This is a genomic window from Streptomyces sp. NPDC029159, assembly GCF_055564055.1.
This window is the reverse complement of sequence record NZ_JBVHWT010000012.1, coordinates 1-15556: the sequence shown is the minus strand read 5'-3', so window position 1 is coordinate 15556 and position 15556 is coordinate 1. Positions and strand designations below refer to the sequence as shown.

12 protein-coding genes are annotated in these 15556 nt (G+C 73.7%); 4 read left to right on the top strand and 8 right to left on the bottom strand.

Features of this window, described 5'->3' with window-relative positions:
- Positions 1 to 62: 62 nt before the first annotated feature.
- Genes ACZ4U4_RS22315 through deoC form a run of 3 tightly spaced genes read right to left on the bottom strand, consistent with a single transcriptional unit; the run spans position 63 to position 3421 of the window.
- The gene (locus ACZ4U4_RS22315) at positions 63 to 923 is read right to left on the bottom strand and encodes an aldehyde dehydrogenase family protein (protein WP_467877042.1); all 861 of its coding nucleotides are present in this window, start codon (positions 921 to 923) and stop codon (positions 63 to 65) included.
- Entirely contained in the window at positions 916 to 2391 is a 1476-nt protein-coding gene (locus ACZ4U4_RS22310) for an aldehyde dehydrogenase family protein (RefSeq protein WP_467877040.1), read from the bottom strand. The genes ACZ4U4_RS22315 and ACZ4U4_RS22310 overlap by 8 nt, the downstream gene beginning before the upstream one ends.
- A gap of 7 nt (positions 2392 to 2398) precedes the next feature.
- Positions 2399 to 3421: a deoxyribose-phosphate aldolase gene (gene deoC, locus ACZ4U4_RS22305; protein WP_467877476.1), complete on the bottom strand. Its 1023-nt coding sequence runs from the start codon at positions 3419 to 3421 to the stop codon at positions 2399 to 2401.
- A 240-nt stretch (positions 3422 to 3661) separates the two neighbouring features.
- On the opposite strand from deoC, the gene ACZ4U4_RS22300 reads away from it, so the two are divergent.
- Positions 3662 to 4285 carry a PH domain-containing protein gene (locus tag ACZ4U4_RS22300; RefSeq protein WP_467877037.1) on the top strand — a complete coding sequence of 208 codons (624 nt, stop codon included), beginning with the start codon at positions 3662 to 3664 and terminating at the stop codon, positions 4283 to 4285.
- A gap of 184 nt (positions 4286 to 4469) precedes the next feature.
- Here the strand turns inward: ACZ4U4_RS22300 and ACZ4U4_RS22295 are convergent, their stop codons facing one another.
- The 3 genes from ACZ4U4_RS22295 to ACZ4U4_RS22285 form a co-directional block, all read right to left on the bottom strand.
- Positions 4470 to 6149 carry a phospho-sugar mutase gene (locus ACZ4U4_RS22295; RefSeq protein WP_467877034.1) on the bottom strand — a complete coding sequence of 560 codons (1680 nt, stop codon included), beginning with the start codon at positions 6147 to 6149 and terminating at the stop codon, positions 4470 to 4472.
- A 146-nt stretch (positions 6150 to 6295) separates the two neighbouring features.
- Positions 6296 to 7117: a purine-nucleoside phosphorylase gene (locus ACZ4U4_RS22290; protein ID WP_467877032.1), complete on the bottom strand. Its 822-nt coding sequence runs from the start codon at positions 7115 to 7117 to the stop codon at positions 6296 to 6298.
- A gap of 290 nt (positions 7118 to 7407) precedes the next feature.
- Positions 7408 to 7845, bottom strand: a complete 438-nt coding sequence (locus ACZ4U4_RS22285; protein WP_030284728.1) for a gamma-glutamylcyclotransferase family protein — start codon at positions 7843 to 7845, stop codon at positions 7408 to 7410.
- Between the two features lie 114 nt (positions 7846 to 7959).
- Here ACZ4U4_RS22285 and ACZ4U4_RS22280 point away from each other — a divergent pair, with 114 nt between their 5' ends.
- Both ACZ4U4_RS22280 and ACZ4U4_RS22275 read left to right on the top strand, forming a co-directional pair.
- On the top strand, positions 7960 to 9405 hold the full coding sequence (locus ACZ4U4_RS22280) for an NAD(P)H-quinone dehydrogenase (RefSeq protein WP_467877030.1): 1446 nt from the start codon (positions 7960 to 7962) through the stop codon (positions 9403 to 9405).
- A gap of 236 nt (positions 9406 to 9641) precedes the next feature.
- Positions 9642 to 10601 carry a DeoR/GlpR family DNA-binding transcription regulator gene (locus tag ACZ4U4_RS22275; RefSeq protein WP_467877027.1) on the top strand — a complete coding sequence of 320 codons (960 nt, stop codon included), beginning with the start codon at positions 9642 to 9644 and terminating at the stop codon, positions 10599 to 10601.
- A gap of 84 nt (positions 10602 to 10685) precedes the next feature.
- Here the strand turns inward: ACZ4U4_RS22275 and helR are convergent, their stop codons facing one another.
- Together helR and ACZ4U4_RS22265 are read right to left on the bottom strand one after the other, a co-directional pair.
- Positions 10686 to 12848, bottom strand: coding sequence for an RNA polymerase recycling motor ATPase HelR (helR, locus tag ACZ4U4_RS22270; RefSeq protein ID WP_467877025.1), 2163 nt, complete (start codon positions 12846 to 12848; stop codon positions 10686 to 10688).
- Positions 12849 to 13255: 407 nt separating this feature from the next.
- On the bottom strand, positions 13256 to 13873 hold the full coding sequence (locus ACZ4U4_RS22265; RefSeq protein ID WP_467877023.1) for a TetR/AcrR family transcriptional regulator: 618 nt from the start codon (positions 13871 to 13873) through the stop codon (positions 13256 to 13258).
- A 345-nt stretch (positions 13874 to 14218) separates the two neighbouring features.
- Here ACZ4U4_RS22265 and ACZ4U4_RS22260 point away from each other — a divergent pair, with 345 nt between their 5' ends.
- Positions 14219 to 15403 (top strand): alpha/beta hydrolase, encoded by a 1185-nt coding sequence (locus ACZ4U4_RS22260; protein ID WP_467877020.1) that lies wholly within the window; start codon positions 14219 to 14221, stop codon positions 15401 to 15403.
- Positions 15404 to 15556: the final 153 nt, after the last annotated feature.

Here is a 15556-nt window from a genome sequence, read left to right as displayed (position 1 = left end):
GGACGGGCCCCGATCCGCGGAGGATCGGGGCCCGTGACGCCGTGCCGGGTGCCGCCGGGGCGTCAGACGCCCATCGGGTGCCACACCGTCTTCGTCTCCAGGAAGGAGAGGAGGCGGCCGGTGCCGGGGTCGGCGGACCAGTCCACCGGCGCCGGGCGGCGCACCCGCTTGAGGTTGTCCGCCGCCGCGGCCTCCAGCTCCGCCGCCAACTCCGCGTCCGCGCCCGCCAGATCGATGGCGTTGACGTCCTGATGGGCGGCGAGCGGCGCGCCCAGCTCCGCGGTACGGCCGGAGAGCAGGTTGACCACCCCGCCGGGCAGGTCGGAGGTGGCCAGCACCTCGGCCAGCGACAGCGCGGGCAGCGGGGCCCGCTCCGCCGCCACCGCGACCACGGTGTTGCCCGTCACGATCGCGGGCGCGACGACCGACACCAGGCCCAGGAACGACGACTCCTGCGGCGCCAGCACCGCGACCACACCGGTCGGCTCGGGCGACGACAGGTTGAAGTACGGGCCCGCGACCGGGTTGGCGCTGCCCGCGATCTGGGCGACCTTGTCGGACCAGCCCGCGTACCAGACCCAGCGGTCCACGGCCGCGTCCACCTGCGCGGCCGCCGCGGCCTCCGACAGCCCCTCGGCCGCCGCGACCTCCGCCGTGAACTGCGCCCGGCGGCCCTCCAGCATCTCCGCGACGCGGTAGAGGATCTGCCCGCGGTTGTACGCCGTCGCGCCCGACCAGCCGCCGAACGCCTTACGGGCCGCGACGACCGCGTCCCGCGCGTCCTTGCGGGACGCCAGCGGCGCGTTCGCCAGCCAGTTGCCCTCGGAGTCGGTCACCTCGTACACCCGCCCGCTCTCGGAACGGGGGAACTTCCCCCCGACGTACAGCTTGTAGGTCTTGAAGACGGAGAGTCGGTCAGCCATGGTGCTCGCCCTTCGGGGTCGACGGGGTCAGATACGCCGCCAGACCGTGGCGCCCGCCCTCACGGCCGTGGCCCGACTCCTTGTAGCCGCCGAACGGCGACGTCGGGTCGAACTTGTTGAAGGTGTTGGACCAGACGACCCCGGCACGCAGCTTGTTCGCCATCCACAGCATCCGCGAACCCTTCTCCGTCCAGATCCCGGCGGAGAGTCCGTACGGCGTGTTGTTGGCCTTGGCGACGGCCTCCTCCGGCGTACGGAACGTCAGCACCGACAGCACCGGGCCGAAGATCTCCTCACGGGCGATGCGGTGCGCCTGGGTGACGCCGGTGAAGAGCGTCGGGGCGAACCAGTAGCCGGACGAGGGGAGTTCGCACTCCGGGGACCAGCGCTCGGCGCCCTCGGCCTCACCGGCGTCGGCGAGCGCGGTGATCCGGGCCAGCTGCTCGGCGGAGTTGATCGCGCCGATGTCGGTGTTCTTGTCGAGCGGGTCGCCGACCCGCAGCGTCCGCATCCGGCGCTTGAGCGCGCTCAGCAGCTCGTCCGCGACGGACTCCTGGACCAGCAGCCGCGAACCGGCGCAGCAGACATGGCCCTGGTTGAAGAAGATGCCGTTGACGACGCCCTCGACGGCCTGGTCGAGCGGGGCGTCGTCGAAGACGATGTTCGCCGCCTTGCCGCCCAGCTCCAGCGTCACCTTCTTGTCGGTCCCGGCGACCGTGCGCGCGATGGCCTTGCCGACCTCGGTGGAGCCGGTGAAGGCGACCTTGTTGACGTCCGGGTGCGCGACCAGCGCGGCGCCCGTGGAACCGTCACCGGTCAGGATGTTGACGACGCCCTTCGGCAGCCCCGCCTGGCGGCAGATGTCCGCGAAGAACAGCGCCGACAGCGGCGTCGTCTCGGCGGGCTTCAGCACCACGGTGTTACCGGTGGCCAGCGCCGGGGCGACCTTCCACGCCAGCATCAGCAGCGGGAAGTTCCACGGGATGACCTGCCCGGCGACGCCCAGCGGGCGCGGGTTCGGGCCGTAGCCCGCGTGCTCCAGCTTGTCGGCCCAGCCGGCGTAGTAGAAGAAATGCGCGGCGACCTGCGGCAGGTCCGCGTCGCGCGACTCACGGATCGGCTTGCCGTTGTCCAGCGTCTCCAGGACGGCCAGCTCCCGCGAGCGCTCCTGGATGATCCGGGCGATCCGGAAGAGGTACTTGGCCCGCTCGGCACCGGGCAGCGCGGACCACGTCACGAACGCCTTACGGGCGGCGGCCACGGCGCGGTCGACGTCGGCGGCCTCGGCCTGCGCGACCTCGGACAGCGCCTCCTCGGTCGCGGGGGAGACGGTCTTGAAGACCTTGCCGCCCGCCGCCGGGGCGAACTCTCCGTCGATGAAGAGTCCGTACGACGGCGCGATGTCGACCACCGCACGGGACTCGGGCGCCGGGGCGTAGGTGAAGGGGGTGGATGCGTCGAAAGTCATGGGAGCCTCAGTCCACCGTGACGTAGTCGGGGCCGGAGTAGCGGCCGGTGCTGAGCTTCTGGCGCTGCATCAGCAGGTCGTTGAGCAGGCTGGAGGCGCCGAACCGGAACCAGTCGGGGGTCAGCCAGCGGCCACCGAGCGTTTCGTTCACCATGACCAGGTACTTCAGCGCGTCCTTGGTCGTCCGGATACCGCCGGCCGGCTTCACGCCGACCTGGACACCGGTGGCCTCGTGGAAGTCGCGGACCGCCTCCAGCATCAGGAGGGTGACCGGCGGGGTGGCGTTGACGGAGACCTTGCCGGTCGACGTCTTGATGAAGTCGGCGCCCGCGAGCATCGCGAGCCAGGAGACCCGGCGGACGTTGTCGTACGTCTGGAGTTCGCCGGTCTCGAAGATCACCTTGAGGTGGGCGGCGCTGCCTCCCCCAGTCTCCGACCGGGAGGTGCCCCCTGGCCGGGCGCACGCCTCCTTGACGGCCTTGATCTCCTCGAAGACGGAGCGGTAGCGACCGGCGAGGAACGCGCCACGGTCGATGACCATGTCGATCTCGTCGGCACCGGCGGCGACCGCGTCCTCGACGTCGGCCAGCTTGACCGGCAGCGCGGCGCGGCCGGCCGGGAAGGCGGTCGCCACGGACGCGACATGGATGCCGGAGCCGGCGAGTGCCTCCTTGGCCGTCGCGACCATGTCCGGGTAGACGCAGATCGCGGCGACCTTGGGGACGGTGCGGTCGGTGGGGTCCGGGTTGATGCCCTTGGCGCACAGCGCCCGCACCTTGCCGGGGGTGTCGGCTCCTTCGAGCGTCGTCAGGTCGATCATCGAGACGGCGAGGTCGATGGCGTACGCCTTCGCCGTCGTCTTGACCGAGCGGGTACCGAGGGCGGCGGCACGGGCTTCGAGGCCGACCTTGTCGACGCCGGGGAGGCCGTGCAGGAAGCGGCGCAGCGCACCGTCGTCGGCGGTCACGTCCGCCATCGACGCCAGCCGCCCCGCGGCTTCCTTGCCGTATGCGGGAACTGTGGTGGGCATGGTCACGAGGGGAGCATATCTACGCGCGTAGCGGCCTGTCATCCCCCGGAGAGAGGTCGGAGCGAGGGGGAGTGCGGACCACGGGCGCGCGCCGGGGCGGGTGTCCCGGGCGTACGGGGCGCGGGCGCGCTCCCGCCCGGACCGGGTTGCGGCGTCCCGCCCGGACCACCTGCGGTGTCCCGCCCGACTGATGCCGTAACGCAATGTCCGGCATCCGGACGGTCAGGCAGAATCGGCAGCATGACGCGCCAGGATTCCGCCAGCACGGCCCCGCAGAAATACGCCGAGCGCAGCTACCGCTCGCCCATGGGCCTGGTCGGCGGCGTGCTGCTGATCGCACTCGGCCTCTGGCTCGGCGGCGATGCGCTGCTCCGCGGCACCGGCCAGACCAAGCTGACGGCGCTCTTCGCGCTGCTGCTCGGCGTGCCCCTGGTGGCCGCGTTCACCCTGCGCCCGGTGGTGAAGGCGGGCGAGGACCGGCTGCTGGTCCGCAACCCGTTCCGCACCCTGACGCTCCCCTGGGGCGCGGTGGAGGACCTGCGGGCGTCCTTCTCCTGCGAGGTGTTCACCACCGGGGGCCGCAAGTACCAGCTGTGGGCGGTCCCCGTCTCGCTGCGGCAGCGGAAGAAGGCGGGGCGGCAGGCGGCGCGGGGGTCGGCGCCGCGCCGCTTCGGCATGGGCGGCGACGCCGGGCCGGTGCCGCGCGCCATGGCGGATCAGACGGTGGATGAGCTGCGGGAGATGAAGGCGGCGGCCGCCCAGCGGGAGGGGGCTAGCGGGGAGGCGGTGGTGCGGTGGGCTTATGGGGTTATTGCGCCTTGTGTGGTGGGAGTTGTGGGACTGGCTGTGATGGTGGCGGTTTAGGGGGCGTGCTTCGTCCCCGCGACCGCGGGGCCCACGCCGACATCGCGACCACGTCGGCCGACCTGCTGGGACCACCCCCGCACCCGCGGGACCACCCCTACCTCACCCGGGGCCTTACCCCAGCCACGACCAGTTTTCCTTCAGGTAGTTGGCGGTAAGGCCCCCGCGAGTCCTACCCGCCCCCTCAGATCCCAGCCGCCCTTGCCAGGTCCGTCTTCAGCTCGGCCAGGACCGTTGTCGCCCGCTCCCGCACCCCCGGCAGCGCATCCGCCGAAGCAACCGGCAGGACGACCTCCAAATAGCACTTGATCTTCGGCTCCGTGCCGCTCGGCCGGACCACCACCCGGCCGCCCGCCACACCCCGCTCCGGCGCACCGGCGAGCGTGTAGCGCAGGCCGTCCGTCGGGGGCAGGGCGTCCGTGCCGCGGGCCAGATCCTCGGCTGTGGCCACCGGCAGCCCGGCGAGCGTGCTCGGCGGCGTCTCGCGCAGGCGGTGCATCGCGTCGGCGATCAGGGACAGGTCCTCGACGCGGACCGACAGCTGGTCGGTGGCGTGCAGCCCGTACTCGACGGCGAGGTCGTCCAGCAGATCGCCGAGCGTCCGGCCGGACCGCTTCAGTTCAGCCGCCAGCTCGGTGATGAGCAGCGCTGCGGTGATGCCGTCCTTGTCGCGGACGCCTTCGGGGTCGACGCAGTAGCCCAGCGCCTCCTCGAACGCGTACCGCAGGCCGTCCACCCGGGCCAGCCACTTGAAGCCGGTCAGGGTCTCCTCGTACGGGAGGGTGGCGGCGGTGGCGATCCGGGAGAGGAGGGAGGAGGAGACGATGGTGGTGGCGAAGGTGCCGGACGCCTGCTTGCTGACGAGGTGGGCGGCGAGGAGGGCGCCGACCTCGTCGCCGCGGAGCATCCGCCAGCCCGCGTCGGTGCCGGGGGCGGGGACGGCCACCGCGCAGCGGTCGGCGTCCGGGTCGTTGGCGACGACGATGTCGACGCCGGGGCCCGCGGCGCGGGCGGTGGCGAACGACAGGTCCATCGCGCCGGGCTCCTCCGGGTTGGGGAACGCGACGGTCGGGAAGTCCGGGTCCGGTTCGGCCTGTTCCGCGACGACCAGTGGCGCGGGGAAACCGGCGCGGGCGAAGGCCGCCAGCAGCGTGTCCCGGCCGACGCCGTGCATCGGGGTGTAGACGACCCGGGCGTCGCGCGGCGAGCCCGGGGTGAGGACCGCGTCGGTCCGCTCCAGGTAGGCGTTGAGGACGTCGTCGCCGAGGGTCTGCCAGCCGGAGTCGGGGCGCGCCACGTCGTGCAGCGAGCCGATCGCGGCGATCTCGGCGGCGATCTCGCCGTCGGCGGGCGGCACGATCTGGGAGCCGTCGCCGAGGTAGACCTTGTAGCCGTTGTCGCGCGGCGGGTTGTGGCTGGCGGTGACCTCGACACCGGCGACCGCGCCGAGGTGCCGGATCGCGAACGCCAGGACCGGCGTGGGCAGCGGGCGCGGCAGCACCGCGGCGCGCAGGCCCGCGCCGACCATCACGGCCGCCGTGTCGCGCGCGAAGTCGGCGCTCTTGTGGCGGGCGTCGTAGCCGATGACGACGAGGCCGTCGCCGTCGCCGCGGCCCTTGAGGTACGCGGCGAGCCCGGCGGCGGCGCGGATGACCACCGCGCGGTTCATCCGCATCGGCCCCGCGCCCAGCTCCCCGCGCAGCCCCGCGGTGCCGAACTGGAGCGTCCCGGCGAACCGGTCGGCCAGCTCGCTCACGTCACCGGCGTCGATCAGCCGGGACAGCTCGTCGCGGGTCTGCGGGTCGGGGTCCTCGGCCAGCCAGGTCTGGGCGAGACGGATCAGCTCCGCGGGGTCGGTGGCCACGTGATGCTCCTGACGACGGTGGGTGGGGAGAGGCGGGGGATGGGTGGGGTCCGGACTGCCGGGCGCGGATGGCGTACGGGGCCGGGGCGGGTAGTGGGCCGGGCGCGGTGTCCGCCCCGGTCCGCCGCCCGCCCCGGCCACCGGGCTCAGAGCTTGCCGAGCACCTGGGCCAGCAGGCTGCCCATCCGCGTCGCGGAGTCGCGGCCGGCCTGGAGGACCTCTTCGTGGTTGAGCGGCTCGCCGGTCATGCCCGCGGCGAGGTTGGTCACCAGGGACAGGCCCAGCACCTCGGCGCCCGCCTCACGGGCGGCGATGGCCTCCAGCACCGTCGACATGCCGACCAGGTCGGCGCCGAGCGTGCGGATCATCCGGATCTCGGCGGGCGTCTCGTAGTGCGGCCCGGGGAACTGCGCGTAGACGCCCTCCTCCAGGGTCGGGTCGACCTCCTTGCACAGGGCGCGCAGCCGCGGCGAGTACAGGTCCGTCAGGTCGACGAAGCGGGCGCCGGCGATCGGGGAGGTCGCGGTGAGGTTGAGGTGGTCGCTGATCAGCACCGGCTGACCCGGACGCATCCCCTCGCGCAGACCACCGCACCCGTTGGTGAGCACGATCGTCTTGCAGCCCGCGGCGGCGGCGGTCCGCACACCGTGTGCGACGGCGGCGACGCCGCGGCCCTCGTAGTAGTGCGTACGGCCGAGGAAGACCAGCGCACGCTTGTCACCCATGCGGTACGAGCGGATCGTGCCGCCGTGGCCCTCGACGGCGGGCGGCGGGAAGCCGGGCAGCTCGGTGACGGGGAACTCGTGCTCGGGGGCGCCCAGCGCCTCCGCGGCCGGGGCCCAGCCGGAGCCCATGACCAGGGCGACGTCGTGGCTGGCGGCGCCGGTGAGTTCGCGCAGGCGGGCGGCGGCGTCCCCGGCGGCGGCCTGCGGGTCGCGGGCGGGGTCCGTGGTAACAGATGCGTTCACGCGGACGAGGGTAGCGGGAAATCTCCTACGCGCGTAGATGCCGCTGTGTACGGGGCCGGAAGGCGCCGGTGGAAGGGGCGTCCGGCCGCCCGGGAGCGGCCTCGGGGGTGTCTTTTCGATCTTCGTGGGTCAGGGCGTGGCGTCTGGTGCCGTGCCTCGCAAGGCGGAGCCCTGCCCGCGGACTGGGTGTCCGTGGGTGGGGCGACAACGCGGCGAGGTGCGGTGCCAGGCGTCACGGCCCCACGAAGATCGGGAAGACACCCCCTCGGAGGGCGCGCCGCCGCCGTGCCTCAGCAGGGGCGCTTGCGCAGCTCCATGACGTAGTCGTGCGGGGCGCCCGCCGACTCGGCGGCGTCGGCGATCTCGCCCAGATAGCGGGCGGACGGCAGCCCGCCCTCGTAGCCGTTGAGGACGTAGAGCCAGGTGGGCTCCTCGCCGTCGAGGGTGTGCACCCGCACCCGCATCCGGCGGTAGATGTCGAGGCCGACGCCCTCCCAGCGGTCCATGGAGTCCTCGTCCATCGGGGCGATGTCGTAGAGGGCGACGAAGACCTGCGAGCGCGGCGCCTCCACGATGGTGGCGAGGGCGCCCTCCCAGCCCAGCTGCTCGCCGCCGAACGTGAGCCGCCAGCCGTTGAGCCAGCCGGTGCCGCGCAGCGGGGAGTGCGGTGCGCGGCGGGACATCAGCCGCGCGTCGAGGTTGCCGGCGTACGCGGCGTAGAGCGACATGGTTCGAGGGTACGGGAGGCGGGCCCGCGCGCTCCTGGGGAACGGAGGATCCGGAGCCGGGAAATCCGCCGCCCGCCGCACCCCGCCGGGAAGCACCGCGCGGCGTGCGGGACAATGGAGGGCGTGACTCGGATCGTGATCATCGGTGGCGGACCAGGCGGATACGAAGCGGCCCTGGTGGGCGCCTCGCTCGGCGCGGAGGTGACCGTCGTCGACTGCGACGGTCTCGGCGGGGCGTCGGTGCTGACCGACTGCGTGCCGTCGAAGACTCTCATCGCGACGGCCGAGGTGATGACGACCTTCGACTCCTCGTACCAGGAGCTGGGCATCATCGTCGAGGACGGCACGCCCGACCCGGAGCGGCCCGCCCGCGTCGTCGGCGTCGACCTCGGCAAGGTCAACCGCCGGGTCAAGCGCCTCGCGCTCGCCCAGTCGCACGACATCACCGCCTCGGTGACCCGCGCCGGCGCCCGCGTGCTGCGCGGCCGCGGACGCCTGGAGCCGGGGCAGGCCACGGACGGCTCCCGCAAGGTCACGGTCACCGCCGCCGACGGCACCGAGCAGACGCTGATCGCCGACGCGGTGCTGATCGCCACCGGCGCGCACCCCCGCGAGATCCCGGACGCCCTCCCCGACGGCGAGCGCATCCTGAACTGGACGCAGGTCTACGACCTCGACGAGCTGCCCGAGGAACTGATCGTGGTCGGCTCCGGTGTCACCGGCGCCGAGTTCGCCGGTGCCTACCAGGCGCTCGGCTCCCGCGTCACGCTCGTCTCCTCCCGCGACCGGGTGCTGCCCGGCGAGGACCCGGACGCCGCCGCCGTCCTGGAGGACGTCTTCCGCCGCCGCGGGATGAACGTCATGGCCCGCTCCCGCGCCGCCGCCGTCAAGCGCGCCGGTGACCGCGTCGAGGTGACGCTCGCCGACGGGCGGACGATCTCCGGCACCCACTGCCTGGTCGCGGTCGGCTCCATCCCGAACACCGCCGGGATCGGTCTGGAGGAGGCCGGGGTCCAGCTGAAGGACTCCGGGCACATCCGCACCGACCGGGTCTCGCGCACCTCCGCGCCCGGCGTCTACGCGGCGGGCGACTGCACCGGCGTCTTCGCGCTGGCGTCGGTCGCCGCGATGCAGGGCCGGATCGCGATGTACCACTTCCTCGGCGACGCGGTCACGCCGCTGAACCTCCGGACCGTCTCCGCGAACGTCTTCACCGACCCGGAGATCGCGACCGTCGGCTACTCCCAGGCGGACGTCGACGCGGGCAAGATCGACGCCCGGGTCGTCAAGCTGCCGCTGCTGCGCAACCCGCGCGCCAAGATGCAGGGCATCCGCGACGGCTTCGTGAAGCTGTTCTGCCGCCCGGGCACCGGCATCGTCGTCGGCGGTGTGGTGGTCTCGCCGCGCGCCAGTGAGCTGATCCACCCGATCTCGCTCGCGGTCGACAACAACCTCACGGTCGAGCAGATCGCCAGCGCCTTCACGGTCTACCCGTCGCTCTCCGGCTCGCTCGCGGAGGTCGCGCGGCAGCTGCACACCCGTAAGGCGGCGAACGAGTAGCCGCCTTCGGGGCACGGCGGGTTGGAACGTTTGTGCCTCGGGTGCGCGCGGCGGGTGAGGGGTGCCGGGGGGCGATTCCGGGCACCCGGCGCTGACCAGCGATCATGTCGCCGTCGCCGGGCGGGAGTTCGGGGTAGGGGCCCTCTATACCACTCGGTCACCCACGACGCGCACAATTTCCGTTAATTGGTGCAACCTGCTGAAAACAGACGGTCGTTGGCGTTACTGTCAGTTTCGTGTTCGCTGCAGAACGTCGCCAATTGATCCTTGAAATGGTGCGGGCCAACGGAGCGGTGTCGCTCCGGGAGCTCGCCCGTGTCGTCCAGACCTCCGAAGTGACCGTACGCCGGGACGTACGCGCGCTGGAAGCGGAAGGGCTCCTCGACCGCCGGCACGGCGGAGCGGTCCTCCCGGGCGGTCTCGCCCGGGAATCCGGTCTGCCCCAGAAATCCCATCTCTCGACCGCGGAGAAGACGGCCATCGCCGATCTCGCCGCCGGTTTCGTGGAGGAGGGCGAGGCCATCGTCGTCGGAGCCGGCACCACCACCCAGGAGCTGGCCCGCCGGCTCGCCCGGGTGCCCGGACTGACCGTCGTCACCAACTCCCTGCTGGTCGCCCAGGCGTTGGCCCATGCCAACCGCGTCGAGGTCGTCATGACCGGCGGGACGCTGCGGGGCTCCAACTACGCGCTGGTGGGCAGCGGTGCCGAGCAGTCGCTCCAAGGGCTGCGGGTGTCGCGCGCCTTCCTGTCGGGCAGCGGGCTGACCGCCGAGCGCGGGCTGTCCACGTCCAACATGCTCGCCGCCAGCGTCGACCGGGCCCTCGTCCAGGCGGCGGGCGAGGTGGTGGTCCTCGCCGACCACACCAAGCTCGGCGCCGACACGATGTTCCAGACCGTGCCGACGGACCTCATCACCCGGCTGGTCACCGACGAGCCCCCGGCCCATGACGACCGCGCCGCGACGGAGCTGCAGGCCCTCGCCGACCAGGGCGTACAGATCGCCGTGACCGGCAGCGCCGCCGGTGCCGCCACCGCCACGGCGGACGGCGCCACCGACCGGCGCGGCCACCGCCGGGAGGTGCCGCTCCCGGGCCAGCGCCGCAACCACCCGCCCGGCGGCCCGGCCGCATCGCTGCGCTCCGCCCCCCTCGGCGACGCACCCCGCGTCGCCGATCTCGCCCCCCGCCGCCGCTGAGACGTCCCGGGGCCCGGCGGTGCGTCCGCGGGGCCCCGGGAGGTCTCAGTACGCCCGGGGCCCCGCGGCGCCCGGGCCGCACGGCTACGTGAGGACCACCAGCTGCCGGGTCGCCCGGGTCATCGCGACATACCGGTCGACGGCGCCCGCGATGCCCGTGCCGAACGACTCCGGGGCGACGAGGACGACCAGATCGAATTCGAGACCCTTCGACAGCTCCGGCGTCAGCGCCCGGACCCTGGGCCTCGCGTCCGGTGCCTTTGCCGCCTCCCCGACCCCGATGACACAGGCCGTCCCGTGCTCGTGCGCGGCCAGCCAGGCGTCGAGGATCGCGTCCCGCTCGGCGACGGACGCATGGGTGACGGGGATGCCGCTGCGGCGGATGGACGTCGGCACGTTCGCGTCCGGCAGCGCGGCCCGGATCACCGGCTCCGCCGCGTCCATGACCTCCTCCGGCGTGCGGTAGTTGATGCTCAGGGACGCCACCGTGGCCCGGTCGAGCCCGACCCGCGTCAGCCGCTCCGGCCAGCTCTCGGTGAAGCCGTGCCGGGCCTGGGCGCGGTCGCCGACGATGGTGAAGCTGCGGGAGGGGCAGCGCAGGATCAGCATCTGCCACTCGGCGTCCGTCAGCTCCTGCGCCTCGTCCACGATGACATGGGCGAACGGCCCGGCGAGCAGGTCCGGTTCGGCGGTCGGCAGCCCGGACTCGTCGATCAGGGAGTCCTGGAGGTCCTGGCCGTGCAGCATCGTCACGGCGCCCTCGCCGTCGTCGTCCGCCCGCAGGATGCCCTCGATGACGGTGGCCCGGCGGTCGCGTTCGGCGGCGACGGCGGCCGCGTGACGGCGCTTGCGACGGTACGCCTCCGGGTCGCCGAGCCGCTGCCGCGCCGCATCGAGGAGCGGCAGGTCGGAGACGGTCCAGGCGTGGGCGTCCGCGCGCTGGAGGCGGCGCACCTCGTCGCGGTCGAGCCAGGGCGCGCACCGTTTCAGATAGGCGGGGACCGACCAGAGGTCCCCGATCAGATCGGTCGGCTCCAGCGTCGGCCAGACGCGGTGGAGGGCGGTGATCAGCTCCCGGTTCCGCAGCAGCGAGCGGCGCAGCAGGGCGGGGGAGAAGCCCTCGCCCTCCGTGCCGTGCTTCTCCGTCAGCAGGGTGAGCAGCTCCTCCAGGATCTGGTCGCGGGCCTCGTTGTGCGGGGTGCCCGGCTCGACGGCGGAGAACGCCACGGCCCAGTCGGCGGGGGACAGCCACACCTCCGACCAGTGTGTCTTGACCGTCATCCCCTCGGTGGGCGGCTCCTCGTAGAGGGCGACGGCCGGTTCGACGGCCCGCACCATGTCCGCGGACGCCTTCAGCCGGGCCACCTCCGGATCGGCCTCGGGCACCGCCTGCGCCCCCTCGGTGACGAGGTCGCGCACGGTGCAGGTCTGGACGCCCTCCTCGCCGAGGCTGGGCAGGACGTCGGCGACGTAGGCGAGGTAGGGGCGGCTGGGGCCGACGAAGAGGACGCCGCCGCGGCGGTGGCCCAGCCGGGGGTCGGAGTGGAGGAGGTGGGCGGCGCGGTGCAGGGCCACCACGGTCTTGCCGGTGCCGGGGCCGCCGTCGACGACGAGCGCACCGCGCGAACCGGCCCGGATGACGGCGTGCTGGTCGGCCTGGAGGGTGGTGAGGACGTCCCGCATCCGCTCCGAGCGGACCGCTCCCAGGCTCGCGATGAAGGCGGACTGGTCGTCGAGCGCGGCGTGGCCCTCGCGGCCGTCCGCGGTGAACACCTCGTCCCAGTAGTCGCCGATCCGGCCGCGGGTCCAGCGGTAGCGGCGGCGGCGCGCCAGGCCCATCGGGTCGGCGTGGGTGGCGCCGAAGAAGGGCTCGGCGGCGGGGGAGCGCCAGTCGACCAGGAGGCGGTGGCCGGAGGCGTCGGTGAGGCCGAGGCGGCCGATGTAGACGGGCTCGGGGTCGTCCGCGTGCACGATGTGGCCCAGGCACAGGTCCAGGCCGAAGCGGCGCAGGGTGCGCAGGCGGCCGGTCAGCCGGTGGACCTCGGTGTCCCGGTCCATCGCCGCCCGGCCGAGGCCGCCGGGGGCCCGCCGTACCTCGTCGAGCCGTTCGGAGAGGTCGGCGATCGTCTCCTCCAGCGTCGCGGCGACGGCGGCGAAGTGCCGTTCGTCGCCGTCGATCAGCGCCGGGTCGGCCTTGGCGGCGAGCCGTTCGGGCAGCGCGAACGCGCCGGTGGTCGGGGACCTCATCTCAGCAGCTCCGTTCCGGGGCCGCGGACACCGGTGCCGCCGGTGCGCACCCCCGCAGTCCGCGCCGCTGCGGGGACCGCGCGGTCTCTCGCCGTGGCACGACGCCACCGCCCGGCCCATGAACCGACAACACCACACACACCTCGTGAATCTCCCGATCCCGCAGAATCCGCCAACGGCCTGCGATTCTGCGGCACGAAGGGGGCCTTGCCGCAAGGCCCCCTGTGCGCTATACGTTGTAAACGGCGGGGGTGGTGTTGCCCCCCTGACCTGCGGATCTGATCGTTATCGCCGATCGGCCGCCCGGACGGACAGGCCCTGAGCGCCGCGTCCCCCTCGAACTCTCCTTCTCCGCAGCCCGGTTGGGCACGTCACCGTCGGTGCGTACGCCGCCGCGGGCCGCGGGGTCACCCCGCCGCGGGGCGGTCCGCCTTCAGGCCGGTCAGGGTGAGGGTCAGCAGGCGGTCGGCGAGGTGCGGGTCGTCCGGGGACTCCTCGGCGGCCAGGGCGATGCCGTTCGTCAGCTGCATCAGATCCCCGATGGTGACGTCCGGGCGCACGGCACCGGCGCGCTGCGCGCGGGCCAGCAGGGCGCCGCCCGCCTCCCGCATCGGGACGCTGCACCGCGCCATCCCGGAGCTCTCGTCGGCCGTCGCCGTCATCAGCGCCCGCGACAGGCCCCGGTACGTGCCGGCGTGGGTGATGATCGCGCGCAGCCACTCGACCAGCGCCCGGCACGGCTGCGGTGCGTCCGCCAGCTCCCGCGCCTGCGCCAGCAGTGCGTCCACCTCGCTCTGGAAGACCGCGCCCATCAGCGACGTACGGTGCGGGAAGTGCCGGTAGAGGGTGCCGATGCCGACCCCGGCGCGGCGGGCGATCTCCTCCAGCGAGGTGTCCGTGCCGTGCTCGATGAAGGCGGTACGGGCCGCGGCCAGCAGCCGCTCGTAGTTGCGCCGGGCATCGGCCCGCATGGGGCGCGGGCCGCCCGCCGCCTCGCTCCGCCGCCCTGCCGTCTCGGTCGCCATCGCCGTCCTTCCTCACCCCGGCCGGCCTTGGCCCGGTGGCTCCAGGATGCCACTGACCGGGGCCGCGGCGGGCCGCCTACCTGGGGGCGCACGGGGGCGCCGCGCACGCCCCCGACGGGTGCGCCGGGCCCGATCGGTGGACGGACGGCGTCCCGCGCCCCAATGCCCGGTGGCCGTCCGGCGACACCTCGCCGAACACCCCGGGAGGCCGCAACGCCGCGCCCCCGAAGGCCATCAAACCTGGCGCGAAGCGGCGTTCCGGGCGGTGTGTGCCCCGGACGCCGGTACACCGAGGAGCCGGCACGGGCGCGCGTCCCTGCGGCGCCAGAACCTGGGGAAGACGCCATGGGGCTCACCAGCCGCCCGCTGCTGTACGCCACCGTCCTGGCCGCGCTGGCCGCGGTCGCGCTGACCTGCCGGCTGTGGCCGCGCTTCGCCGGGCGCGGCCCGCGGGCGCTGCTCGGCCGGCTCGGCTCCCTCCTCGCCACCCAGCTCGCCCTGCTCGCGGCCCTCGGCCTCGCCGTCAACGCCAACTTCCAGTTCTACGGCTCCTGGCACGAACTCCTCGGCCTCTACGACGACGCGCCCGGCGCGGTCGCCAAATGGGGCGGCACCACGGGCGTCGGCCCCGCCGGGGACCCGGCACAGGGCCTCGTCCAGCCGTCCGGTCCGGAAGGGCTCGACAAGGTCCACGGCCTGCCCAAGGGGCCGCCCGCCACGACCGGAAAGGTGGAGACGGTACGGATCGTCGGCAAGCGGACCCGGCTGGTGGACCCGGCGTACGTCTATCTGCCGCCGCAGTACTTCCAGGACGCCTACGCCCGCCAGAGATTCCCCGTCGTCGTGGCGCTCAGCGGCTACCCGGGCGGCATCTACCTGCTGGGACAGCATCTGCGGCTGCCGCAGACCGCGGCGGCGCTCCAGCGCTCCGGCCAGGTGCAGCCCACCGTCATCGTGATGCTGCGGCCGACCGTCGCGCCGCCCCGGGACACCCAATGTGTCGATGTGCCCGGGGGCCCGCAGGCCGAGACGTTCTTCGCCGAGGACGTACCGGACGCGCTGCGGTCCCACTACCGGGTCGGCCGCGACCCCGGCGGCTGGGGCGTCCTCGGCTACTCCTCCGGCGGCAGCTGCGCCCTCCAGCTCGCCATGCGCCACCCCGGTACGTACACCGCGGCGGCGGCGCTCTCCCCGGACTACAAGGTCACCCCCGACCCGACCACCGGCGACCTGTTCGGCGGCGGCCGTGACCGGGTGCGCCGCCGGGAGGAGCACGATCTGCTGTGGCGGCTGCGCCATCTGCCGCCGCCGCGGGTGTCGGTGCTGATCGGGACCAGCCGGCACGGCGAGAAGAACTACCCGGCGGCCCGGGAGTTCCTGGCCGCCGTCCGGCCGCCGATGCAGGCGGACACCGTCCTGCTCGACCAGGGCAGCCACAACTTCGCCACCTGGCGCCGCGAACTGCCCGCCGCACTGCGGTGGATGAGCAGGGAGCTGACGTTCCCGGAGGACGTGGTGGGGGCGTCGTAACGGCCGGGTACGCGGAAGGCCCCGGCACAGGTGCCGGGGCCTTCCGCTGTGTACGGCCGGACGTCAGTCCTTGATTTCGCAGATGGCGGCGCCGGAGGTGAGGGCGGCGCCGACTTCGGCGGCGAGGCCCTTGATGGTGCCTGCGCGGTGGGC